Raw genomic sequence first — 23332 nt, forward strand, 5'->3', positions numbered from 1 at the left:
ACCATGACGATGAAATCCTTGTTGGGCGCAGCCTCGCTGGCGCTGTTGATCGGCAGCGCGGCGGCCGGCGCGCAGGCGCAGATCGCGATCGGCCACCTCGCCGATTATTCCGGCGGCACCTCCGACGTCGGCACCCCCTACGGCCAGGGCGTCGCCGACACTTTCGCCTGGGTCAACAAGCACGGCGGCGTCGCCGGCAAGCAGCTCAACGTCGACACCAACGATTACGGCTATCAGGTGCCGCGCGCGATCGCGCTGTACAAGAAATGGTCCGGCGGCGACAAGGTGGCGGCGATCATGGGCTGGGGCACCGCGGACACCGAGGCGCTGACCGGCTTCCTCGCCAACGACAAGATCCCCGACCTGTCGGGCTCCTACGCCGCGGCACTGACCGATCCCGTCGGCCTGAGCGGCAAGGCCAAGCCGGCGCCGTATAATTTCTTCTACGGTCCGTCCTATTCCGACGCGCTGCGCGCCGAATTGAGCTGGGCCGCGGAGGACTGGAAGGCCAAGGGCAAGCCCGGCAAGCCGAAATTCGTGCATATGGGCGCCAACCACCCCTACCCCAACGCGCCGAAGGCCGCCGGCGAAGCGATGGCGACCGAGCTCGGCTTCGAGGTGCTGCCGCCTTTGGTGTTCGCGCTGTCGCCGGGCGATTACAGCGCGCAATGCCTCAGCCTGAAAAGCGCCGGCGCCAACTACGCCTATCTCGGCAACACCGCGGCCTCCAACATCTCGGTGATGAAGGCCTGCAAGGCCGCCGGGGTCGACGTGCAGTTCATGAGCAATGTCTGGGGCATGGACGAGAACGCCGCGAAGACCGCTGGCGACGCCGCCGACGGCGTGATCTTCCCGCTGCGCACCGCGGTCGGCTGGGGCGGCGACGCGCCCGGCATCAAGACCGTGCAGGAGATCTCCAGGATCTCCGACCCGACCGGCAACGTCTATCGGCCGGTGCATTACCTCGCCGGGATCTGCAGCGCGCTGTACATGAAGGAGGCGCTGGACTGGGCCGCGGCGAATGGCGGTGCCACCGGCGAGAACGTCGCCAAGGGATTCTATCAGAAGAAGGACTGGGTGCCGGCCGGGATGGAAGGCGTATGCAATCCCTCGACCTGGACCGACAAGGACCACCGCGGCACGCTGACTGTGAACCTGTATCGCTCTCGCGTCTCGGGGCCGACCGATGGCGACCTCAACGATCTGATCAAGAAGGGCACCGTGAAGCTCGAAAAAGTCACGACCATCGACCTGCCGCGCAAAGCGGAATGGGCGGGGTGGTGATTGAAAACTGCTTACTTTAGCGAAGCCGACAATGGCTCCCTCCCCCTTGCGGGGAGGGTCGGCCGGGCGACGACGATGCGCAGCATCGTCGAAAGCGGAGGCCGGGGTTGGGGGTGCCGTAAGCACTGTGACAATTGCAACCCCCACCCGACCCGGCTTCGCTTCGCTCGCCGGGCCAGCCTCCCCGCAAGGGGAGGGAAAGAAGTCGCATCCGGAGGTTTCGCCGTGCAGACGATTGTGCAACCAGACATCCATCCCGCTCCCACTGTGGCCATCGCCCCCCTCCTCAGCGTCAAGAACATCGAGGTGGTGTATGACGACGTCATCCTGGTGCTGCGCGGGCTGAGCCTGGAAGTGCCGCAGGGCGCCATCGTGGCGCTGCTCGGCGCCAACGGCGCCGGCAAATCCACCACGCTGAAGGCGATCTCCGGCCTGTTGAAGACCGAGGACGGCGAGGTCACGCGCGGCGAGATCGTGTTCGACGGCGCGCGGATCGACGGCATCGATCCCGACAGAATCGTGCGCCGCGGCATCTTCCAGGTGATGGAGGGCCGCCGCATCATCTCCGACATGACCTCGCTGGAAAATCTGCGGCTCGGCGCCTTCACCCGCAACGACAATGGGATCGGCGCCGACATCGAGATGGTCTATAATTACTTCCCGCGGCTGAAGGAGCGCACCGGCCTTGCCGGCTATCTCTCCGGCGGCGAGCAGCAGATGCTGGCGATCGGCCGGGCGCTGATGGCGCGGCCGAAGATGATCCTGATGGATGAGCCTTCGATGGGGCTGTCGCCGCTCTTGGTCAAGGAAGTCTTTGCGATCATCAAGCAGATCAACCGCGACCTCGGCGTCACCATCCTGCTGGTCGAACAGAACGCCCGCGCGGCGCTGTCGGTGGCGAGCCACGGCTACATCATGGAACAGGGCAAGGTAGTACTCGACGGCTCGGCCGATGAGTTGCGCGACAATGAGGACGTCAAGGAATTCTATCTCGGCGGCGCCGGCGACCAGCGCAAGAGCTTCAAGAATCTCAAGAGCTTCAAGCGTCGGAAGCGCTGGCTATAGGCGGGCTGATCGGCTGGTAGTGGGCGCGTATCAATACCCGCGTTAAGCGCGCGTTAACCATAATTATGCAGGCTTCAACCGGGTTGACTCTCCAGGAGATGGCCATGCGTCCGTCAACGGAAGTACTCAGATTGCTCGCCATTCCCCTAGCTATGGCTGCGTTTCTTTTTGCCGCTGCGGTGTCCGGCGGGATGACATTGCGCGCCGCCGCGCCGGTGCAGATCGCGTTCGCATTTTGAGCGGACTATCCGCGAAGGCCGGATGCGACATCCCTCGTCATCCGGCCTGTCGGCGCGCCGAAGGCCCGGCTGGTGACAGCCCGGAATGTTCAGGATGCGATTTTCGTCCAGGCCAGCGCCAGCTTGATGTCGTTGACGATGTCGGGGTCGCACCAGAAAGCGATGGAGATGAGAAAAAACCAGAAGCTGATCGGCTCAATGAACCGCCGCCAGGTATTGAACAGCGACGCGAACAGGCAGATGACGCCGACGAAAACCCCCTTGGCAAGCGACCCGCTAAGCACGGCAACGGTAAACGCGCTCATGATCGCGGCGACCGGCGCCTTCGCAAGAGCCCTGGCATTCTCAAATATCAACTTTGCGAACGCCTCGACGATCGCGCCGTCCTCGTTGACGTCATCTTCCACGTAGGTCGGGTCTGACATAGAAACTTATCCTAAGTTCGCTAGCGCACAATACTCCGGTGATTCAGGTGTTGGCCCGACAATGATCAAACGACAATGATCCAAGGCCCGACGTCGACAAAAACCTTCGACAATCTTTAAACATGAATGATTGCAGGTACCTACCGGGTGATTCGGCCGACGGCGTGCTACGTGGGGAATTTAACACATCCGACTGCCGCGACAAGGCCGCAGGGCACCGCGCGGCGGCGCTGCGACAGGCCAATAGTTCAACATCAGCGGCCCGGCGGTCGGCAGAAGGCGCCGCCCCGCGAAGGGACTTGGCTTTATTGCCGGATGCGCTAGCTTTCAGCATCGTTCGTTCGACCATGGATTGACTGGCAGCAATTTCTTTTTCCATTTGATCACGTCCGAATGGCCGCGAAACATGATTTCGAAGCGATTCCGCCGGGATGAATTGCAGGTGGCGCTATTTGCCTGCGCCGCCGCGCCGTGGGCGCTGGGCGCGGTCAGCGCACTGATCAACCTGCTCTATCTCACCGGCTCGTTCTACATGCTGGAAGTCTACGACCGGGTGATTCCGAGCCGCAGCCTGCCGACGCTGGCCGGGCTGTCGATCCTGGCCGGCCTGCTGTTCGGATTTCAGGCGCTGCTGGACCTGCTACGCTCGCGGATGCTGATCCGGATCGGGCGCTACGTCGGCCAGGATCTGAGCACGCGGGTGTTCGGCCTGCTGTCCAGGATCTCGCTGACGTCGCGCGGCGCCGGCGACGGCCTGCAGCCGCTGCGGGATCTCGACCAGCTGCGCAGCTTCCTGTCCAGCGCCGGGCCGGTGGCGTTTCTCGACCTGCCCTGGCTGCCGATCTATCTCGGCATCTGCTTTCTGTTCCACGTCTGGATCGGCGTCGCCGCGCTGCTCGGCGTGCTGTTTCTGATCGCGCTGACCTACCTGACCGATCGGCTGACCACCGAGCCGGCGCGCGCCGCCACCGAGCTGGCGGTGCGGCGCAACGCGATCGCAGAGGCGTCGCGGCGCAACGCGGAGGTGCTGCATGCGATGGGAATGACGGCGCGGATCACTTCGGTGTGGAACACCGGCAACGTGCAGTATCTGGACGCGCAGCAGCAGGCCAATGACATCAGCGGCGGCTTCGGGGCGGTGTCGAAGACGACGCGGATGGTCATTCAATCCGCCATGCTGGGGATCGGCGCCTGGCTGGTGATCCGCCAGGAGGCCACCGCCGGGGTGATCATCGCCGGCTCGATCATCGGCGGTCGCGCGCTGGCGCCGATCGATCTGGCGATCGCGCATTGGAAGAACTTCGTCTCGACCCGGCAGAGCTGGAAACGCCTCAACAAGCTGTTGGCGAAGCTGCCGGAGCCGGCACCGCAGATGGGCCTGCCGGCGCCCTGCGCCAGCTTCGAGGCCGACAGGGTCAGCGCCACGCCGCCGGCAGATAGCCGGCTGGTGGTTCAGGACGTCTCGTTTCGGCTGGAGAAAGGCGCCGGTCTCGGCATCATCGGCCCGAGCGGCGGCGGCAAATCCTCGCTGCTGCGCTTGCTTGTCGGGATCTGGCCGGCGGCGCGCGGCACCATCCGGCTCGACGGCGCGGCGCTCGATCAGTGGACGCCCGAGGTGTTGGGCCAGCACATCGGCTATCTGCCGCAGGACGTCGAACTGCTCGCCGGAACCATCGCGCAAAACGTCGCGAGGTTCGAGCCCGCCCCCGACCCCGCCAAGATCGTGGCCGCCGCGCATTGCGCCGGGGTCCACGAGCTGATCGTGAGTCTCCCAAAGGGGTACGATACCGACATCGGCGAGAACGGCAGCGCGCTGTCGGCCGGCCAACGCCAGCGCATCGCATTGGCGCGGGCGCTGTACCGCGATCCGTTCCTGGTGGTGCTGGACGAGCCGAACTCCAACCTTGATGCCGAGGGAGAGGAGGCGCTGAGCGGCGCCATCCTCGGCGTGCGGCAGCGCGGCGGCATCGTGATCGTAGTGGCGCATCGGCCGAACGCGCTGGCGAGCCTCGATACCGTGATGGTCATGGTGCAAGGCCGCTGCCAGGCGATCGGGCCGAAAGACGAGATTCTGTCCAGGATGGTCCGTCGCGTCGCCCCGACACCACCGCCCGCGACGCCCCCGGCCGCCGCGGCGGCCGCCGGCTGGCGCATCCGTAACGAAATGCCGGGACGATGACCACGCCCCTCGCCAATATCAGGGGTTCGCTCACCCGGCACATCTGGGCGGCCGGGATCGCGTCCGGCGTGCTGATTTTCGGCCTCGGCGGCTGGGCGACGACAACGGAATTCTCCGGCGCCGTGATCGCGCAGGGCCTGCTGGTGGTGGATTCCAACGTCAAGAAGGTCCAGCACCCGACCGGCGGCGTGGTCGGCGAGGTTCGGGTCAAGGAAGGCGACCTCGTCGACGCCGGGGATATCCTGCTGCGCCTCGACGAAACCCAGACCCGCGCCAACGTCGCGATCATCACCAAGGCGCTGGACGAACTGGCGGCTCGGCAAGCCCGCGAGGAGGCCGAACGCGACGGCGAGGACGTCGTCGCGTTCCCGCCCGGCCTGCTGGATCGGATCGGCAGCCCCGACGTCGCCAAGGCGATCCGCGGTGAGCGCACCCAGTTCGAGGTCCGCCGCCAGACCCGCAACGGCCAGCGCTCGCAGCTTCGCGAACGCGTCGCGCAATTGCGCGAGGAGATCGCCGGCTACGAGGCTCAGATCGGCTCCAAGCTCAAGCAGAGCGAATGGATCATCAAGGAACTGGAAGGCGTCGACCGGCTCTGGAAACAGAACCTGGTGCCCTATACCCGCGTCACCACGCTGGAACGCGAAAAGGAACGGCTGGACGGCGAACGCGGCCAGCTTCTAGCCTCGATCGCGCAGTCGAAAGGCAAGATCACCGAAACCGAAATCCAGATCCTGCAGATCGATCAGGACATGCGCACCGAGGTCGGCAAGGACCTCGCCGACATCCGCGGCAAGATCGCCGAACTGGTGGAGAAGAAGGTCGCCGCCGAGGACCTGCTGCGGCGGATCGACATCCGCGCGCCGCAGGCCGGGCGCGTGCTGCAGCTCAGCATCCATACCGTCGGCGGGGTGATTTCCGCCGGCGAGCAGATAATGCTGATCGTCCCCAACAAGGACATGCTCAGCGTCGAGGTCCGACTACAGCCGCAGGATATCGACCAGGTCGAGCTCGACCAGCTCGCGCTGATCCGCTTTTCATCGTTCAGCCAGCGTAGCGTTCCGGAGCTGATCGGCAGCGTGAAGCAGATTTCGGCCGACGTCAGCGAGGACCAGAAGAACGGCAGCCGCTACTACACGCTGCGGATCGGTGTGCCGGAGGACGAAATCAAACGGCTCGGCGGGCTGAAGCTGATCCCGGGCATGCCTGTCGAAGCCTTCGTGCAGACCACGCCGCGCACCGTGATGAGCTTTTTGACCAAGCCGCTGAACGACCAGATCGCCCACGCCTTCCGGGAAAAGTGACCGGCTCGCCCGCGTGACAGCGTCAGCGCTTGAGAAACTCGTCCCAGTCGCGATACCAGACAAAATTCGGGCGATACACCGGATAGGGTGACGGCTCCATGCCGACGATCACCAGATCGGACTTCTTCACCCGCACCGCCGACGGCCCATACATCAGATCGATGCTGTCGGCGTCGATCTCCTTGTAGTCCGACCCGATCGCCTGAAAGCCCAGCACCAGCCACAGATAATAGTGGGTGGTCCACATCACCGCCAGCGGATGATTGACCGCGGATTCGTAGGGCGATCCCAGCGCCGGATAGTTGCCGCTGACGCGCGGCACGCCGATCTCCGGCAACTGGTTGTAGATCAGCACCGCGGTCTTGCCCTGCTGCCTGGCGGCGATCAGCCGGCCGACCTTGTCGTTGAAATCGGCGTCGACGCTCTGCCTGAGCGACCACAGGCCGAGCGTGGTGATGCACAAAAGCACCACGCAGCTCAATGCCGCCACCAGCCGCGGCCGCCGCAGCAGGCTGCCGAGCAGCAGAACCAGCGTCACCACCAGCACGGCGCCGACCGGAGGCATGTAGCGCAGCGTGAAGGGTGGCGCGCCGGTGGCGACGTAAAGCAGAAAATACAGCGAGAACGTGCTGGCCGCGAACAACAGCGCGGCGATCAGGGGCGTGGCGGCGATCCGGCCCGGCTGCCGGGGCAACCACAGCGCGACGCCGCCCAGCGCAATAAGCGCACCCCAGAACAATGGATTACTGTAGATCTCCATGCCGGCGACCAACCCGCCCGGCATGTCGAAATCCCGATAGTCCAGCCCGACGCTGGCGCGGCCATCGTGGAAGATGCGGTCGAACACGTGGATCGCCCGATACCAGGCGTCATCAAACGACGCCGGCGCGACGAAGGTCCAGCGCGACAGCGTCGGATCATACAGCACCGAGCGCTGATACACGATATAGGCCGCGAGCAGCAACGACACCGCCGCCAACTGATAAAGGAACGGCCGCTTTCGCTCGGCGCCGACGATGCCGAGCAGCAACAGCAGGTAGATGCTCGGGATCGCGGCCTCCCCCATCAGCCATGCCGCGTTCAACAGCGCGGCGCCGATCACCCACGGGGTCTTTGGCCGGTTCAGCGCCAGGCCGATCCAGATGAACAGGAAGAGGAATGGGCCGACCGTGTAGAGGTAGTGATGAAAGGTGTGCGAGATCAGCAGTACGAAGGGATTGCCGAACCAGATCACCGCGATCAGCAATCGCGCCAGCGAATCCGCAACGAGCCGCGTCAGCGCCCAATATAGTGCCGCGGCGCTCGCCAATTGCAGCGCGACGATGCTGCCATACACCGCCAGCGGGCTGCGCCCCAGCGCTTCGATTTCGAGATACTGGATGACCCGGGCGAGACCATAGGTGCGGAATTGGCCGCGGCCGACGTCGCCATTGGACAGCAGCAGCCACAGCCGCTGCGGCAGCGGCAACGCCTTGAGGTCGTCGAAATAGCCGGTGTTGAACACGATATCATCGTTGTTCAGGTGCGACGCCGAGACGTACAGACCGACGATCAACAGCAGCGCAAGCGTCAGCAGCGCGAGAAATACCCGGGTTGTCAAATTGCGAGGCCCCCATTGTGGTGACGATCCAAAGCCGTCGTTGTGGCGGCTGTCGGCCGCGGAACGCGAAACTGTCATCGCGGATCTGTCATCGGATTGGTTCGGGAATGGCCAGCACCAGGCGGTGGCCATCCCAATCCGTGGCGCCGCCCTCGGTCGCCAGCGGCACGCTGCCGGCTTCGGCGGAGTAAACGCCGAACCCGATCCGCTTGGCCCGCGCCAGCACGTCGGGCTGGATCACGAAGCGCTGCTCGCGCACCTGAACCTTGGCCGGATCGGCACATTGCTGACAGAAGGCGCGGTCGAGATTGCCGATGATGTTGCCGGCATCGTCCAGCACGTGAAAGAAAATCGTCTCTGCCGGGATCGGCGGCCCGATCCGGCGGAACAGCATTTTTACGATCAGCCTCTCTCCATCGCGCGCGAATTCCGGCAGCGTCGATTCGTAGCGGCCGCCATAACGCAACGGCGCCGGCGCGGGCGTGGGCGCCGCCTGCCCGCCGCCGTCGTCGTGACCGGGAACCAGCAGCATGAAACGGCTGCCATTGGGCTGCGTCACCGCGAGGTCGATCTTCCGATAGCCGCCACCACGCAATAGCAGCTCGACCGTCTCCGGAACCAGCCTGCCGAGAAACGCCGGCTCATAGGGCGGGGTCTTGTACAACAACGCGGCCGGCGCGACGCTCTTGACGAACTCCAGCATGTTGCGCTGCGCTGCGTCTCCGTCCGTCATCCACGTGGCGAAGGTCGTGTAAATGCGGTCGGTGCCCTGCAGCCGGGATTGGAACGTCAACAGCGCGCCCTGGAAATCCGGCGCGCCGCCGAGCAGGATCACCGGGCCGGCGCCGGCGTTGCGGTCGACCTCGCGGATCAATTCCGCGATGTCGTCGCGCCGGGCCGGTTCCAGCGGCAGGATCGAGTAACGTTCATTGATCCGACCGTGGCTGTAGCTCCAGGCGACCAGTCCTCTCGCGCTCGGTGCAAGCAGGTTGTTGGCGATCGCGTATTTGATGCCCGGCACGATCGACAGCGCCACCAGCAGGCACGCGGCGACCGCAATCCGTCCGCGGCACAGCGCGACCAGCCCTAATCCGGCGAGACAGAACAGCGTCACCTCGCCGGGATAGGCGTAGCGTTCGATCTTGAAGTTGCTGAACGCCACGATCGACAGCGGCACCAGATATCCCGCCGCCAGCAGCGCCAGCCATTTCAACGACGAGCTGCGACTGAGCCCGCAGATCCCGACGGCGGCCAGCGCCAGCAGGTTGAGCAGCAGGAATTCGTACTGATGCGCCAGTCCGAACACGAACAGAAACGAGCTGCGCAGATCCAGCGCGCCGCCAAACCCGTAAACGCTGGCGAGCTGTGCCGAGGCCAGGAAGCGGGTCTGCTCGACGATCGTATGAAAATTGCGGATCAGAAACGGCGCCACCACCAGCAACGGCAGGGCGACAATCAGCACAGCTTCGGTGGCCGCCCGGCGCCAATCGCGGCTCGGCCACCATCGCGCCAGCACCAGGCCCGCGGCGACGATCGCCAGCGCCGGGAAAGTAATCTTGGCCAGGAAGCCGGCGGTGATGCTGGCGCCGAGCGCCAGCGCCCACAGCGAGCCGCCGCGCAGAAAATAGCGCATCGCCGCGGCGTTCAGCACCGCAACGCTGACCACTAAAGGAAACTCGGCGAGAAACTTGTTGGACTGATAGCCGGTCGCCGGATACAGCACGAAAAATAGCGCCGCGGCCACGCCGGCCAGCCCGGCCTGGCGGTCGCCAAAGCCGAGACCGTGCTTGGCCAGATGGTAGGTAAAATCATAAAACGCCCACACCGCCAGCAGGCACAGCACGGCGAACGGCGCGATGGCGGCATCGGCCGACGGGCCGAACAGCCAGAAACCGGGCTGCGCGATCAATGCCAACAGGCCAACGCGGCCGGGATTGGTGGTGAGAAAGGCGTGATAAAACGCCAGCAGCCCGCCGCTTTTGGCGGCCTGATACTCGCCGAGGCCGTCGAGCAGATACATCGCCTCGTCCCACTCCGGCGGCGCCCGGTCGAGCATCTGCCAGCGGACGAACAGCGCCGCGAACACCACCGCGAGCAGCGCCGCGGCCCAGCGGGCGGAGCCGGTCCGCGGCTGTGCGGAAAACTGCAGACGACCGAAGCCGGCGTCCCGGCCTGCCGCATCGGCCAACGGGCCTGACATCAACCCAATTCCTCCGCTCGCCGCCGCTGCACTGCCGAAACGCGCGCACCGCGCCCGCACGATCGGCGCTTTTCGGGAAAGCTACGCACGGCATACATGCGCAAAAATCAATGTGCAACGTTTACCGGGCGCGCGGCCGGCGCAAATTTCCCAATCGCGGCGGCGGCCATTTCCCTATATTTCGCGAGGCCACGGTCGCGCGGGCGGACATCGCCGCGCCGAGCAACCACGGATTCGCCGCGGTCATGATTAGCGCGAACCACGCGAGGCGCGCCGTGCCGTTGAGCAGCCCCATCTCGACGGTTGGGCAGCTCTGCGCCACGACGGCGCGCACAACCCGCACTTTGCACGCGACCGGCAATGCGCTATCTGAAACGCGCGCAGATTCGCTGATCCAGCGATGGCAAGGCGGTAATGGTTCGTCTCCAAGCAGTCCCAAAAGCTGTGATCCGCCCGGCGATCTCGGCGGCGGGTGCCACGGCGTTGCTGGCGCTTTGCTGCGCGCTATTGTTCTGGCGTTGGCAAGCGCTCGACCAAAGACCGCCGAAATTCGACGAGTCCTCCTACCTGCTGGCAGGGCTGATCGAATACAAGGCGCTGCTCTCCGGATCGCTGTCGAATTTCATCCACGCCTATCTCACCGTCGACCCCGGCCGCGGCGGTCTGCCAAGCCTGCTCACCTTGCCCGGCTTCTTGCTGTTCGGTCCCTCCCCCGACGCTGCCATTGCGATCTTCGTTCTGTTCTGGCCTTTGGCGATCTTTGCGCTCTACGACGCCACCAAGACCCTCGGCATGTCCGTGCTCGGCCTGTCGGCGCCCGCGGCGGCGATTTCGGGTTTTCTTGGTTGCCTGCTGTTCGCGATCTACCCGGCGACGCAATATCTCTCCAATACCTTCCTGATCGAGTTTCCGCTGATCACTTTTGTGCTGCTCGGCTATGCGGCGGGGCTGCGCTACTTCCAATCCGGCAGCCGGCGTTGGGCGCTGCTGTTTGGCGCCGCGGTGCTGGGCTGCGTGCTCGCCAAGGTCACTGCGCCGGCGTTTCTGATCGGGCCGGCGCTGCCGATCCTGTGGCGATGGACGCAACGCCGAGCCGCCGGTGAAATCCTGATCGGTCTGGCGCTGATCGCGCTGCCGAGCCTGCTGCTGGCCGCTCCATCCTATGTCATCAACTGGCGTGCGGTGCTCGAAACCACCCGCTTCTTGAGCTCCGCCGGCGTCGCTGCGGTATACGCCAAAGGCGGCGCGGGCGATCCGATCGGCGCCTTGCGCTTCATCTGGCGCCTGCTCAACGGCTACGAATTCCTGCTGTGCGCGCTGGCGCTCTCGGCGGCGGTCGGCTACGGCCTGATCTGCAGAGCCGCGCCAAGGCTGCTGTTCCTTGCGATGACGGCGGCAGGATTCGTGTTGCCGCTGGCCATCGTGGCGCTGAGCAATTTCAAGGACGAGCGCTACGCCTATCCGGGCTACGGCCCGCTGTTTCTCGGCGCCGGCCTCGGCCTCGGCCTGCTGTGGACGGCGCGGAGCCGCGCGAGCCGCGTGCTGATCGGCGCCAGCCTGCTCGCACCGCTGATCAACGCCGCCCTGGTCGCAGCGCTGTTGCCCGAGGCGATGCGACTTCCGTTGTCGCGTTACCCGCTCGAAATGGCGCCGCCGTCGCCCGACCGCCGCGACTGGCACGTCGCCGAGATCGTCGCGGAGACCGAAACGCTGACCACCGGCGGGCCGATCTATCAGCTCGGCGGCAGTCCGGCCTTTCACGCCGCGCTGTTCAATTTCGTCAGCCTGCTGCGCGGCAACGGCCGATCCTGGACCGGATTTCCGTTCCAGTCATTTCCCCGGCTGACGGCGGCGGACATCGAAAACTCCGCGGAGCAGACCGCCTATGGCGGTGCGCTCTTGTATAAGTCGCCGCCCTACGACCCGGAATTTCTCGGCCGGTTTTCATCCGAGGTGATCGCCGCCATGGTGAGCAAGGGCTTCAGCAAGACCGAACTGCACGCCACCCAGCCCGATGGCAGCCGCTTCTTTCTGCTACGGCCGCCGTTCCCGAACGTCGAAATCACCTCGCGGCAGCCGCCTGGCACTCCGCCCTCAGGACTGCTGTTCGGACATCAATATGCCGTCACGGCTGTGAATTTCCGCCAATCCGGCGACCAGTTGATCGCGGAATTGGCGTTGCGCCGGACCGGGCCGCCGCTGCCCGCAGAAGCGATGTTCTTCCATCTCATCGACGCCAACGGGATCGTCGGCGGGCTGGACCGGCCGCTGTGTTCGGGCTGCGCCGACAGCGCCGCGGTGACCGAATGGATCGAGCGTTTCCCGATCCCGCAGCTCAATCACACAACGCCGATCCGGATCGGATTTGGCGTCTACTCGCCGCCCGCGCCGTCACTGAAGATCACCGGCGGCCCGACCGATTGGGACGGCTTACGCGCCATCGTCGATCTGCCGAAACACGCGGCGCAGAATTAGGGCGGCGATCACTCGACAAACAGATCCCGCATTTCATTATTTAAATTCACGATCAACCCGAGTCCCACTTGAATCGGAATACCCGCGCGGTCGGCGACAATTACCATTTCAATCCTTTGGCAGTCACCGCCGCATGAAATTTGTCCCAATCCATAAAGGTCGTAATAGCCCTTGGGTCGCTTAGCGGACGAACCGCCGGGCGTTCATCGAAAAACACCACTACGGATTTCTTCTCCACCAACCGTGAAGCACGAAAATTCAAACCGTTGCCAAAAAGCTCGACATGGTCTTCGTCAACCGTGCGCCACCGGTGAGCCGCAAACGCTGCGCCTGCAACGACAATTGAATACTCTGCCTCCCAAGCATAACCGCTAAAGGGAGACTCCAACACCTCTGACGGATCGCCACGAAATGAGACGCTGTCGAGTTTCTTGAGTTCATCCACTTGGGTAGCCGACCAGTCACTGGCACTCACGAACAAGACGCCGGCTCCATCACCTTTCGCCTTCAATGTGCCACGTAGCACGTCCCAAACCCGCCCGTCTTGAATGTTGACCAAGGGAAGCGTCACGCACTCAAGCAGCCCCCAGATCGATATGCTAAGCGCGGCTGCCGCGATTGCAGGACCGGCACTAAGCCTCGCCCTGATTCTCGGGGCGCTTAGGGTGACGACGACCAGGACTACAAAAATAGTGTTGGGAACATAGCCGTACCGCCGCGGAAGGGCGGCCGAAACCTGTCCCGAAAATGCACTGAGTGCCCACAAGATTGCGAGGCTGGACAAAAAGATAGCAGCCAAGCCCAATGGAATGCGCCACCCGGCGTCGCTCCCCGGCTTAGGGACGAAGCGAACAAAGGCGCTCGCCAGAATCACCATGAGAAATCCGAATAAGGCCCAGCCTCCGGAGAACGTGAAAATATCGAAAATTTGGGTCGTCATTCCCGGGAACAAAGAGTTCAGCCAGCGGCCGGTGCGCTCAATTAACTCCGTTCGGGTTGGAAAACTCAGATTGTAACGCGTTGGAGCGGCACTGTCCCCGACGAGATAGAGCCATATCAGTCGGTGAGTAACAACCGTCAGGAACATGGCCGAAATTGGTAACGCTGCGTCCGTGAGGCGGGTTCGCAACGACCGTTCCTTATCAATCAACGCCGCCAAAAGGAGAAGGGTTGCCGCCCCGGCAAGATGCGCCTCGCCCGAAAGCGCGATGGCAATGGAAATACCCAATACAAGTTTTCGGCGCTTGATGACAAGCGCACAGAAGATCGTCAACTGATAAGGCAAAATCAAATAGGAATAGTGATGGAAGCAGGACGTCACGATAAAGGCCGAAAGAGAACAGACAACTCCACCCAGATTAGCCTGAAATCGATCGGCGCCGGCTCTAAGTAATAATCGGGAAATCCCATATCCTGCCGCCACTTGCGTGGCACTGATTACAGAACCATAAAACCACGCTTGTGAACCAAAACAGCTCCACAAAATGTAGTGTAGCAGCCGCGAAAACCCGTAAAGCCGATATTCAGCAGGCGCAAGATCTAGGTTCAAGATTAATGTTGGGAGAAAACCGAAGTGGCTATTATGAATGATCTTAAAATAGGTGATCAAATAGATGTCGTCGTAAATCAATCTGGCATTGTAGCCACCAAGCGCAACCACAAACACCGCGAGCAGCGCCCAGGCACTCCCTTCGCCTCTTCGAAACGCGAGATTCATTCGGGATAATCCCAATAGATATCTTAAAACGGGACCACAAACCGGCTAACCGAGGCCCATGATGGCCCCGCGCTCGTGGAAACCGGCCGGGTTTTTAAACTGGCTTCTTGGCGTATGATGCAAGCCGTGCTACCTGCGTCACCATGACAAAGCTCCCTGAAAACGCAACTCAGCCATCCAATACTTCTTGGCGTTTTGCAAGCTTGATCGTCGCCCTTGTCATCCTAAAAATCGTGCTGGTGGCGCATCACGAGATCGCTGCAACCAGTCGCGCGCATGATGATTACTGGCAGGTTTTGTCGGCCAACGCCTGATACTGGCGGCGGCCCTACGATTTCATGGCGCTGATCCATTTGCCGATCTATCCGCTGGCGATCGCCCTCGTCAGCCAGACCGGACTGCCGCTGCGAATTGCCAGCGAGTTGGTATTTCTGATTGCGGCGATCTCGTTTGCCGTGGCGTGGGGCCGGCTTGCGGTGCCGCGCTGGGCGCAGTTGCTGGCATTCGCCGCGATCGCGTTCCATCCCTACAGCATCGATCTGTTCGACTGCACCTTTGCGGAAAATTTCTACGCAATACTGATGCTGCTGGCGGGCGGCCAATTTGTCCGCGTCATCGCTTACCGAAACGGGCGCGACCTGGCGCTGAATGCGGCGTTGTTCGCCATCTTTTTAGCGCTGGCCTGGCACACCCGAAAGGAAGCCGGGCCGTTGCTGGGGGGATTCCTGGCGCTGAGCTTCGCCGGGATCGTTGCTGTCTGGCTGCTGCGGCGGGTTGATTTTGCCGCGGCCTGGCGGCTCACCGCGGCCCTGGTCATCGCACCGGCCGTGCTCGTCGTCGCGCTCGGGGCCGTATTGATCTCGATCAGCGGCGCGCGCTTCGGACTGTGGGCAACCAACGAACTCACCGCGCCGAATTACGTCCGCGCCTTCACCAAGCTGCAGCAGATCGACGCCCCCTCGCCGCGCTTTGTGCCGGTGTCGCAGGCGGCGCGCGAAAAAGCCTATCAGGTCAGTCCGGCGTTCGCCGAGTTGCGGCCTTTCCTCGAGGACAGTCCGGCGGCCAAATGGGCACGCCACGAAGGAGAAATGTTCGCCGGCACCAGCGACCTCTATGCTGGATATTTCTATTGGCTGCTACGCGACGCCGTCAATGCCAAGGGGTATTATTCCAGCGCACCGCAGGCGGAGGCGTTCTACGGCCGGATCGCCGATGAAATGGAACAGGCCTTTCACGCCGGAACCGTGAAGGCGCGTCGGGTGCCGCTGTCCTTCATCGATCCAAATCTGTCGGCCTGGCTGCCATACCTGCCGGCCTCGCTGTATAACGTGTCCACGCTGCTGTTTGCCGCGCATCTTTCGCAATGCGCCGCCGACAGCGTGCTGCCCCCGAACATCATTGCGCTCTATGACCGCATCGCCAACCGCCGCGCGCCGCCGCCGCAGGACAATTCCGCCGTGGCAACCATCGAGGGCTGGCTGTCGTCGTCGGGATCTCCGATCAAGAGTTTCGATCTGGTCGGGCACGACCTGATCGCGGTGAAGGCCAAGACCGAGCTGCGGCGGGAAGCCGGGGTCGGCCTGCAGCAGGACAACCCGCAACCGGCCTTGGCCTTCAAGATCGAATGGCCATTCCGGCAGGGCCTGACGCCCTACGGGTTTCGGATCGAGCGTGAGAACGGCACGCTGCAATTGACGCCGGGACTTGAGCATGTTCCGCTGAACAACCCGATCCTGCTCAACGCCGGCGAAAACGACTTGATCCAGATGAACATCAGCAAGCTGCAGGAGCCACCGACAACGACGGAATGGCGCACGACCGCGGCGCAATGGATCTTCGCCCATTACAACGCGACCCTCAAATGGAGCTGCTGGCTCGCGCTGGCCTGCTTCCTCGCGGCCGCCGTGTTGGTCCGCCGCTGGCCGCTGTCGCCAGTGCTTAGCTTGGCGCTCGGCGCGATGCTGGCGCTGGTCGCCTCACGGGTTCTGCTGTTCGCGATTTTGGACGCCAGCGCCTGGTCGGGCATGCAGCCGCGCTATCTGTTTCCGGTCGGCTGCATCGCCGCGGCGCTGCCGTTCATCGTGCTGGGTGACCTGTCGCGCCTGTTGCGCACCGGCGTCGCCAGGCTGCGGCGATCGCCGCAATGACATCGTCGGTCGAGCGCCAGATCCGCCTTGCGGCAAGCGAGAGTCCCCGCACCGGCCGAGCGGAGTCTGCCAAAGAGACGGCGCTGGCTTTGGCCGGATATCTCGCAGCCGGGCTGATCGCCACCGCATTCCTGCTCGCCATGCTGTCCCTCGCCGACGTGCCCTTGACGCTGCGCGGCGCGGCCGAGATGCTGATCGGCAGCGGCATCGTGTTGGCCGTGGGCGAGATCATGCTGACGCTGTTTTCCTGCTCGGCACTGGTTCCGCGCGCGCCGATGGCGATGCTGACCGGCGCCGTCGTGAGTTCGATCCTGCTGCTCGTGGGATCGTTCGGCAGCGGCGTGCCGAGCGGCGCTTTACTGCTGTGGTCAGGGGTGATCGTTCTGCCGCTGGCCGGTGCCGTCGCGGGCTGGCGGCAAGTGCCGCGGACCACCGACTGGCGTGATCTCGCAGCGCTCTTGGTGGTGGCGGTGATCGTCGCAATCTGGTGCCGCGGCTTTGCTCAGACCGCGCCGATTCTGGACGCGACCGGCAGGCTGCACGCCTGGAGCGACTACTACGTGCACGGCGCCCAGCTCGCCGAATTCGGCGATCCGCTGGCCGCCGGCCGTGGCTCGATCCTGCTCGCAGATTACCCGCGGGTGTTCTACCACTATGGCATGTACATGCTGCCCTCCGCCGTGCTGGGGGCCGTCAACGCCTCCGGCATGGCGATCGCTACCGCCGTGCTGGCGCCGCTCGGGCTGTTGCTGGCACTTGCGGCGAGCTATCTGCTGGCGAGCCAGTTTGCCGGCAGGCTGGCCGGCGTGGCCGCCATAGCGGGCTTGACGCTACTTCCCGATGCCGCGCGTTACGGCTTCGAGAACGGTTTTTACAGCTTCTACTGGTTGCTGTTTACCACGCCGGGAGCGGGCTATGGCATCGCCGCCTGTTGCGTCGCCTTGATCCTGTTGCACGATTGGCAGCGGACCCGGGCAACCGCCACGCTGATCGGCGCCCTCGTGATGACCATCGCCATCTTCCAGATGCGGGTGCATTTCCTGATCTGGCTCGCCCCGGCGCTGGCGATCAGCTTCCTGCTGCAGTCGAAGCCCGCGCGCAGCCACCCGTGGCGTTGGCTCGGCGGGGCCGGCGCGGCAGCGTTTGCCGCGATCATTGCGGTGGCCGCCATTGCGCCGGCCAGACAGCTCTGGTTGGCGCATTCGGCCGTGGTGCCGTACCTCAATTTCATCTACCGCGCCAACGAGCCGACCGCCTATCCCGGGCTGTACGATCGGATCATCGCGCGGACCGGCGAGCTGCCCGGCCTGTTCGCCGGCACGTTGTTGCTGCTACCCGCGGCGGTCGGTGCGCTGCTGCTGCTATACCCCATCGCGCTCAAGCTGGCCAAACAGCGGGCGGGCTGGCGCTGGGGCGCGTTCGACACGCTACCGCTGGCGCTGATCGCGGTGTTTTTCGCCATGGTGCTGTACGCGCCGCATGATCCCTGGGGCGATATCAGCGAATATCAGCACCGCAGCTTCGTGCTGCTCTATGCGGTGCTCATCATCTGGATTGCGCAATACCTGGTCACGGCGATCGGCGGCCTTGCCGCCGAGCGGCGGCTCGCGGTTGCTTGGTTGGGCGCGGTCTGCGTCGCGGCGGCGGCCATCGCCGCGACGGGATTCGATCCGGCCCGGCCGCGCTTCGCCTGGGGCAAGGAATATTATGACGTCGCGGCCGATCCCGGCATTATCGCCGCGGCCCGATGGATCAGGCTTCATCCAAGCGACGCCAAGGCCACCGTGGCGGTCGGCCCCGTCGACCCAAAGGCCTACATCGTCGACACCGCCACCGCCCTGGCGAGCCTGACCAACACCCCGACGTTCCTGGCTCGCGCCGCCAGCCAGCTGAAGCAGGACGACAGCCGGCGCAACATCGCGATCGACCGGATGGATCGGCTGCAGCGGGTGGAGCGCTCCGCCGATGCCGAAGCGGCGATGCTGCTGCTGCGGGAAGCGAACGTCACCAGCTACGCCTGGGTCGCACCGGCCCCGCCCGGCTTTGATCCCGGCTACGCCCGCGCCAGCTTTCATGACGACCATGGGGCGGTCTATCTTGTCGACGGCCGTGCCCATTGATCCGCATTTCACCTCGTGGGGTTCGCCCTGCGATGCAGCGTTCGGTTACCAAGGCGTATTGTCCGCTTCACCTCGCTTACATCAGGTCATGACATGAACCTAAGCGAATATCCGCAAAACGGAATGCGGGACATCCTCGTTCTGGCCTATGTGGTGGTCGCGCTGTCGACGCTGTCGTTCGTGCCGTCGCGGCTCGGTCCGGAAATCTGGGCCACCCATTGGGCGATCTGGATCAAGCAGTTCCAGGAGCACGGGCTGGTCGCCGGCTACTACGCCGTGCGCGACGTCTATCCGCCGATGACCTTCAGCGTCTTTGCTCTGATATCGCTGCTGCCCTGGCCGCAATACGCCACCTTCAAGGTGATCCAATCGATCCTGTTGTTCGCAACCGGGGTGTCGGTCTACGCCTGGCGTAGAAACCTCGGCATCGCCACCGCGACCATGCTGGGGCTCGCCGCCAATTCGATGATCTTCGAATCCACCGACATCTTTTTCACGCCGTTCCTGATCGGAGCCCTGATCGCGCTCGCCGACCGGCGCTGGATCATGTTTTCGACGCTGTACAGCATCGCCCTTCTGTTCAAATGGCAGCCGATCATCCTGACGCCGTTCTTCCTGATCTGGATCTGGCCGGAACTCAGGCGGCCTCGGGTTTGGGCCGAACTGCTGGTGGCGGCGCTTGTGGTGCTCGGCTCCGAGATCGGGTTTTTCGGCAGCGAGGTCATCCTCGGCATTCTCCGCGCGCCGGGCGCCCGCACTTTCTTTTCCGGCAACGCCTTCAACCTGAACTGGGTGGTCGGTTGGGTGAATGCGCTGGCGAGCGGCGAGGCCTCCGTCCCCGACCTCGGCCCGACCTCGCCGATGCTGACGATCAAGCAATATCTGTTTCACGTGCCCGGCTGGCTGTGGACCACCTCGCAGATCGTCTCGCTGACGTCATTTGCGGCGCTGATCGTCGGATTTGGCTTCACCAAACGATCGCCCCGCACCCTGTTGCTGTTTTGCACCACCGCCACAGTGTCTTACGCCATGCTGCATACCGAGGTGCATGAAAACCATCTTCATATCGCGGTGATCAGCTCGGCGCTGCTGGCGGCGGCGGCGCCAAGCTATTTGCCGGTGTTTATCTTCTGGGCCACCGCGATGACGTTCAATCTATTCGCCTATCTGTCGAGCTGGCCCCGGGTGATCGGCGGCATCGACGTCACCTTACTGGTCGCGGCGATGAACGTCAGCGTATTCGTCGCGCTGTGGATCCACACCATGCGGCAGCCGCGCTGGCCGTTCCGACGGGCCGTGCCTGAAGCCGAGACGGAATCCGCCTCGGCCTAGCGTTCGCCCGCGTCGCGCGGCTGCGAGCGCAGCGATAGCGCATAGCGGCTGCCGAGAAAATTCAGCGGCACCATGATGGCAATGACGATCAACGGCGCCAGCCGCGCCGAGATCTGCAGCCGGTCGACCACCACCATCAGGATCAGCAAGCTCAAGGCGTAGCTGAATACGTAATAAGCTGAAAAGCTCGCCGCCGAGACCAGGTTGATCTTGCGGCCGAACACCAGCCGCGCCCCGGCGATCATGCCGAACACCAGGCCGGCGGCGAATGAAAGGGTGAACGCCAGCCAATACGGCATCGCCAACAGCAGCATCTGATAGAGCACGAAGGTCGCGACGCTGTTGACCACGCCGACGCCGACGAAACGCGAGAACTGCCGCTTGAGGCCGTGCCGCAGCGGCGCCTGCTGCGGGTCGCTCATTGCCGGGCCGCGTCGAGATCGATCCGGTAGAAATCATGCGCCACCGCGCGGCCGCCAAACCCTTCCTTCTGCTCGATCAGCCCGCGATTGAGCACCCGACCCTGCTGCTCGTTGGAGATGCCGAAATCGAAATAGCGCCGCTGGATCGCGGGCTCATCGATCAGTTGCACGAACAGCCGGTCCAGCGCATGCAGATCGCGGCCCTTTGCCGACGAGGCGATGTATTGCACGTGCGCCACCTCGGCCGAGAGGTAGATCACCACGCCAGCCACCATCTCCTCGTCCAGCCAGGCCGCGTAAAGCAGGATGTTGGCCGGAAACGCACCCTGCAGATAAAAAATCTCAGCCAGCGAGTGCACCGGCGCGGTGGCAAAGCGTTGCTGCAGATGGTCCGACAACAGCGCCCAATAGGCCGGCCAATCGTCGGATCGCGCAACCTTCACGCCGGCCCGCGCGGCCTTGGCGTCGCCGCGGCGGCGGCGCTCCTGCAGCTTCGGCCGCCGTGCCATCCTGACCACGCTGAGCACGTCGCGCCGCACCAAAGCGGCCTGGCCGATGAACAGCGCGTAGAGATCCTCCTCGGCCGGCACCGCATGATAGATCGCGGGGATCGTCTTGTAATAGACGCTGCGAAAGCCGGCTTCGCGGAGATAATCGCCGAGCGCGGCGAACAGCTCCAGCATCAGCGGCGTGGTCATGGTCTCGCTGGTGACGAAGCCGCCATAGGTCAGGCCGCCATGGCTCTGCAACTCGTCGTCCACGCGATTGGCCGGCAGTAGCGCGACGATGCGCTCGCCGTCGAGCACGACCAGCGAGTAGTCGTCGAAGCGGTCGCGATGATATTCGAGATAGTCCCGGCAAAACAGAAACGTGCCGTTCTTGCTCGACCGCACGAAGTCGTCCCAGGCCGGGCGCATCTCGTTCGTATAGCGCCTGATCGCGATCGTCATCGTTATCGATCCCTAGAGAAATACGTCTTCGATCACGGCTTCCGGCTTGTTGTTGACCGCGTCGAACACCCGCCAGAGATATTCGCCGAGCGCGCCCAGCATGAACAGGATCAGCCCCGAAAAGAAGCTGATCAGCGCGGCCAGCGTCGCAAAGCCGCGAACCTGCACATGTCCCAGCAAGGCCGACACCGCGACACTGGCACCGTAGGCGAAACTGGCCAGCGCCACCCCGATGCCGAACAGCGACAGGATGCGCAGCGGCGTCACCGAGAAGCCGCTGACCGTGTCGACGAAGAATTTCAGTTTCTTGCCGAACGTCCAGCGCGAGCGGCCGTGGCGGCGCTCGCGGCGGTGATAGGGCAGCTTCACCGGGGTGAAGCCGAGCCAGAACGCGTACATGTTCGGATTGGTGTTCTTGGTGCTGCCGATCATGTATTGCAGCATCGCGCGGTCCATTAGCATCAGGTCGAAGCCGCCGGCGGGATAATTTTTCACCACCATCCAGTCGACAATCCGGTAATAGATCCAGGCAAACAGCCGCGTCACCGGAGGATCCTTGCGGGAGGCACGCACCGAGATCACGAATTTGGCGCCGGCCAGCCAGCGGTCGACCATTTCGAGGATCTGTTCGGGCGGATCCTGCAGGTCGGCGGCGATCACGGTGAAGGCATCGCCGGTGACGAAGCCGAAGCCGGTCTTCGACGCCGCCACCGCGCCGAAATTGCGCGACAGGTTGATCACCTTGGTGGCGGGCCGCAACTGCTTGACCTGCAGCAGCCGGGCCAGCGACTCGTCGCCCGAGCCGTCATTGACGAAGATCAGTTCGAGATCGACGCCGCGGCTATCGAGTCGACGCGACAGGCTCTCCAGTTCCGAGTGCAACTCCAGAATCGATTCCGCGTTGTAATACACCGGCACGACCAGCGAGAGCGTCTTGCGGTGGTCTGTCATCGCTGCCCAGCCTGTTCGATCGCGACGCCGAACCCGGTCCGGCCGTAGTCGTTGCCATTGTAGAACATCAACCGCCCGGCGCTGGTGTCGATCACCGAGGCATAACAGACGATATCGGAATCAAACCCGGTCTCCGAGGTGGAGATTCCGGCGTCGCCGTCGCGCCGCGTCCAGCGCACGCCGTCCTGGGATTCCGCATAGCCGATGCGGTACCATTGCGAGCGGGTGCGGTGGGAATACCACATCCGATAGCCGGACGGCGTCGCCAGCACGAAAGGCCGGCCGAAGCCGTATTCGTCGACGCCCTGCGGCGACACGATCGGCAAACCCGACTTCGCCCAATCCAGTCCGTTGTCCGATTCCAGATAGCGCAGACCATAACGCGGCACCTGCTTGCCGCCGACGTCGATGAATTCGTCGCCGCTGACATACCACATCCGGAAGCCGTCGCCCTGCCGCAGCACAAAGGGCGCGCTGCGAACGTAGCGTTCGCCGTCGCTACGGTCGAGAATCGGTACCTGGGACACCCGCTGAAAGGTTTCGCCGTCATCCCTGCTGATCGCCAGCCCTGCAAACAGCACGTAGCGCACGCGCTGGCACAATTGATAACCGAAATAATACATCCACCATTCGTCACCGACCCGCAGCATCGCGGTGACGTTGACGCCGTTGTCGTCGAAGCAGCCGGGGGCGCCCGGCCCCAAGACCGGGCGGTGCGCCACCTTGAGCACGCGCGTCGGCGATGCCGGGTCGAGTTCGACATAGCCGACGCTGCCGACCATCTGCGCGTCGCAGGATGACAGATAAATGCGCAGCCTGCCGTCGTCGCGCAGCACCGGCGTCGGCGCCAGTGCGTGCGAGCGTGCCCATGGCGCGTCGCCTTCGGGCGCATAGACCAGACCGAGCTTGCGCCACGCCATGC

18 protein-coding genes are annotated in these 23332 nt (G+C 63.9%); 10 read left to right on the top strand and 8 right to left on the bottom strand.

Annotated features, from left to right (window positions below; translation table 11 throughout):
• Positions 1-3 precede the first annotated feature (3 nt).
• The 3 genes from VGC77_RS10075 to VGC77_RS10085 all read left to right on the top strand — a co-directional run bounded on the left by VGC77_RS10075 (position 4) and on the right by VGC77_RS10085 (position 2588).
• Positions 4-1284, top strand: coding sequence for an ABC transporter substrate-binding protein (locus tag VGC77_RS10075; RefSeq protein WP_331171429.1), 1281 nt, complete (start codon positions 4-6; stop codon positions 1282-1284).
• A gap of 225 nt (positions 1285-1509) precedes the next feature.
• The gene (locus tag VGC77_RS10080) at positions 1510-2349 is read left to right on the top strand and encodes an ABC transporter ATP-binding protein (RefSeq protein WP_331171430.1); all 840 of its coding nucleotides are present in this window, start codon (positions 1510-1512) and stop codon (positions 2347-2349) included.
• Positions 2350-2453: 104 nt separating this feature from the next.
• A complete protein-coding gene (locus VGC77_RS10085; protein ID WP_331171431.1) occupies positions 2454-2588 on the top strand; it encodes a hypothetical protein in 135 nt (44 codons plus the stop codon).
• Positions 2589-2677: 89 nt separating this feature from the next.
• Here the strand turns inward: VGC77_RS10085 and VGC77_RS10090 are convergent, their stop codons facing one another.
• Positions 2678-3013, bottom strand: a complete 336-nt coding sequence (locus tag VGC77_RS10090; RefSeq protein ID WP_331171432.1) for a hypothetical protein — start codon at positions 3011-3013, stop codon at positions 2678-2680.
• 406 nt (positions 3014-3419) lie between these two features.
• On the opposite strand from VGC77_RS10090, the gene VGC77_RS10095 reads away from it, so the two are divergent.
• Both VGC77_RS10095 and VGC77_RS10100 read left to right on the top strand, forming a co-directional pair.
• A complete protein-coding gene (locus tag VGC77_RS10095; RefSeq protein WP_331171433.1) occupies positions 3420-5192 on the top strand; it encodes a type I secretion system permease/ATPase in 1773 nt (590 codons plus the stop codon).
• Entirely contained in the window at positions 5189-6496 is a 1308-nt protein-coding gene (locus VGC77_RS10100) for an HlyD family type I secretion periplasmic adaptor subunit (RefSeq protein ID WP_331171434.1), read from the top strand. Before VGC77_RS10095 ends, VGC77_RS10100 begins: the two co-directional genes overlap by 4 nt.
• Before the next feature lie 22 nt (positions 6497-6518).
• Here VGC77_RS10100 and VGC77_RS10105 read toward each other — a convergent pair whose 3' ends face one another.
• Both VGC77_RS10105 and VGC77_RS10110 read right to left on the bottom strand, forming a co-directional pair.
• Positions 6519-8096, bottom strand: a complete 1578-nt coding sequence (locus VGC77_RS10105) for a hypothetical protein (RefSeq protein WP_331171435.1) — start codon at positions 8094-8096, stop codon at positions 6519-6521.
• Positions 8097-8184: 88 nt separating this feature from the next.
• On the bottom strand, positions 8185-10296 hold the full coding sequence (locus VGC77_RS10110; protein ID WP_331171436.1) for a hypothetical protein: 2112 nt from the start codon (positions 10294-10296) through the stop codon (positions 8185-8187).
• Between the two features lie 444 nt (positions 10297-10740).
• On the opposite strand from VGC77_RS10110, the gene VGC77_RS10115 reads away from it, so the two are divergent.
• Positions 10741-12771, top strand: coding sequence for a hypothetical protein (locus VGC77_RS10115; RefSeq protein ID WP_331171437.1), 2031 nt, complete (start codon positions 10741-10743; stop codon positions 12769-12771).
• A 100-nt stretch (positions 12772-12871) separates the two neighbouring features.
• On the opposite strand, the gene VGC77_RS10120 is transcribed toward VGC77_RS10115, so the two are convergent.
• Positions 12872-14488 carry a hypothetical protein gene (locus VGC77_RS10120; RefSeq protein ID WP_331171438.1) on the bottom strand — a complete coding sequence of 539 codons (1617 nt, stop codon included), beginning with the start codon at positions 14486-14488 and terminating at the stop codon, positions 12872-12874.
• Between the two features lie 143 nt (positions 14489-14631).
• On the opposite strand from VGC77_RS10120, the gene VGC77_RS10125 reads away from it, so the two are divergent.
• From VGC77_RS10125 to VGC77_RS10140, 4 genes are all read left to right on the top strand, one after another.
• Positions 14632-14802, top strand: coding sequence for a hypothetical protein (locus VGC77_RS10125; protein ID WP_331171439.1), 171 nt, complete (start codon positions 14632-14634; stop codon positions 14800-14802).
• Between the two features lie 24 nt (positions 14803-14826).
• Positions 14827-16635: a hypothetical protein gene (locus VGC77_RS10130; protein WP_331171440.1), complete on the top strand. Its 1809-nt coding sequence runs from the start codon at positions 14827-14829 to the stop codon at positions 16633-16635.
• 164 nt (positions 16636-16799) lie between these two features.
• Positions 16800-18755, top strand: coding sequence for a hypothetical protein (locus VGC77_RS10135; RefSeq protein WP_331171441.1), 1956 nt, complete (start codon positions 16800-16802; stop codon positions 18753-18755).
• A 123-nt stretch (positions 18756-18878) separates the two neighbouring features.
• Positions 18879-20087, top strand: coding sequence for a hypothetical protein (locus VGC77_RS10140; protein WP_331171442.1), 1209 nt, complete (start codon positions 18879-18881; stop codon positions 20085-20087).
• On the opposite strand, the gene VGC77_RS10145 is transcribed toward VGC77_RS10140, so the two are convergent.
• Genes VGC77_RS10145 through VGC77_RS10160 form a run of 4 tightly spaced genes read right to left on the bottom strand, consistent with a single transcriptional unit; the run spans position 20084 to position 23330 of the window.
• Positions 20084-20509, bottom strand: coding sequence for a GtrA family protein (locus tag VGC77_RS10145; protein ID WP_331171443.1), 426 nt, complete (start codon positions 20507-20509; stop codon positions 20084-20086). The two genes, VGC77_RS10140 and VGC77_RS10145, sit on opposite strands and share 4 nt — an antisense overlap.
• Entirely contained in the window at positions 20506-21459 is a 954-nt protein-coding gene (locus tag VGC77_RS10150) for a GNAT family N-acetyltransferase (protein WP_331171444.1), read from the bottom strand. The genes VGC77_RS10145 and VGC77_RS10150 overlap by 4 nt, the downstream gene beginning before the upstream one ends.
• A 12-nt stretch (positions 21460-21471) precedes the next feature.
• Positions 21472-22410, bottom strand: coding sequence for a glycosyltransferase family 2 protein (locus tag VGC77_RS10155; protein ID WP_331171445.1), 939 nt, complete (start codon positions 22408-22410; stop codon positions 21472-21474).
• The gene (locus VGC77_RS10160; protein ID WP_331171446.1) at positions 22407-23330 is read right to left on the bottom strand and encodes a glucosyl hydrolase; all 924 of its coding nucleotides are present in this window, start codon (positions 23328-23330) and stop codon (positions 22407-22409) included. The genes VGC77_RS10155 and VGC77_RS10160 overlap by 4 nt, the downstream gene beginning before the upstream one ends.
• Positions 23331-23332: the final 2 nt, after the last annotated feature.

It is taken from the genome of Rhodopseudomonas sp., from assembly GCF_036404135.1.
Classification (GTDB): domain Bacteria; phylum Pseudomonadota; class Alphaproteobacteria; order Rhizobiales; family Xanthobacteraceae; genus Rhodopseudomonas_A.